Here is a 1,438-nt window from a genome sequence, read left to right on the forward strand (position 1 = left end):
AAAGCTAACGGAGATTCAATAGATAAAATTCTAGACGCTATTAAAAACGCTACAGGTGTTGATTTAGCTTCTGGACATAAAGGTACAAAAATTACTGATGTTGATTTAAAAGCTGATCCTAAAACAGGTGATATTGCCGTTTCTGTTAAAACAACTACAAAAGGTGCTGTACCAGCTGATGGTACTGTAACTGGTACAATGAAAGGTCACAACGATACAGTTGTTTCCAATTCAAAAGCTAGAGATTCTCATGCCGGGGATATTCAGAAAAAAATTGATGGTGTAGATATTAAAACTGCTCAAGGTAAGAAAACACCTAAAGAAGTTGTTGATACTATTAAGAAAGCTATCAAGGCTGCAACTAAACCTGATGGTACAGTTGACGTTAAGGCGGTAATTGATGCCGTTAAAAAAGCAACAGGTGTTGACTTAGGTACAGGTAACTTTGGTACAAACCCCGTTACAAAAGTTACAGGTGTTGATGTGTCTGTTGGAAAACCAGATGGAACAATTAATATTTCAGTTAAAACACATACTAAGGGAGCTTCTCCTGAAGATAAAACGGTTACAGGTACACTTAAAGGTAACCCAACAAATGTTGTTAATGCTAATAAAGCACAACCTACAAATACTGCAGCTATTAGTGCATCATTTAAAAATGCTACATTAATAAAACAAGGTACAAGAACAATTGCGGAAGTTATTAAAGATATCCTAAAAGGTAAAAACCCAGCAGGAATTCTTGCTAACATTAAAACTGAAACAGGTGTTGATGTTGCTGTAACTTCAAACGGAACAACTATTACAAAAGTTTCTCTTGCTGTAAATGCTGCTGGTGACGGTATTGATGTAACTATCGAAACAAATACACCAAACGCAACAACTCCAGCTCAACCAGTTAAAGTGGTAGTTAAAGGTGAAACAGATGCTCAAATCGCAACAAAAATTGCTTCTAATTTAAGAGATGCAAACATTGCTAAGATTAAAGCTGAAATCAAAAAACACTTAGATATTAAAACTAAACAAGGAAGCAAAACAATCAAAGAAATTATTGATGAAATCAATGCTGGTAAAGGTGCTGGTGTAGATACAGTTATTGCTAACTTAAAAAGAATTCTAGGTATACGGTAAAAAAGGTATCCACAATGGTACTGACGTTACAGGTGTTAAATTAACTGATGATGGTAAAGGTAACATCGAAATTGAAGTTGTTACAAAAACTCCAGGAGCAAATCCTGCTGACGCTTCAGTAAAAGATACGCTAAATGGTAATACTGATGCTACAGCTGCTACAAAGAAAAAAATCGATGCAGCAAATAAAGCAAAACCAACAAACATCACTAACCTAAAAAGACAATTCACAAATCTTGGGCTAAAACACCAAGGTGGAAGAACATTAGCGGAAGTTATTGCTGACATTATGAAAGTTGGTCCCACT

The 1,438-nt window shown here is 35.3% G+C and carries 2 protein-coding genes; one reads left to right on the plus strand and one right to left on the minus strand.

The genetic code is table 4. The annotated features are described in order from the left end of the window. Positions 1-1,131 (plus strand): hypothetical protein (locus tag C4B25_RS04790; RefSeq protein WP_168380714.1); only part of this gene is annotated, 1,131 nt, incomplete at its 5' end. On the opposite strand, the gene C4B25_RS04795 is transcribed toward C4B25_RS04790, so the two are convergent. Further along, the coding region (locus C4B25_RS04795; protein WP_168380715.1) for a hypothetical protein at positions 1,117-1,438 on the minus strand (322 nt) is incomplete at its 5' end. The genes C4B25_RS04790 and C4B25_RS04795 overlap by 15 nt on opposite strands.

This window comes from Mycoplasma todarodis, from assembly GCF_004335995.1.
GTDB lineage: Bacteria > Bacillota_I > Bacilli_A > Mycoplasmatales > Metamycoplasmataceae > Mycoplasma_K > Mycoplasma_K todarodis.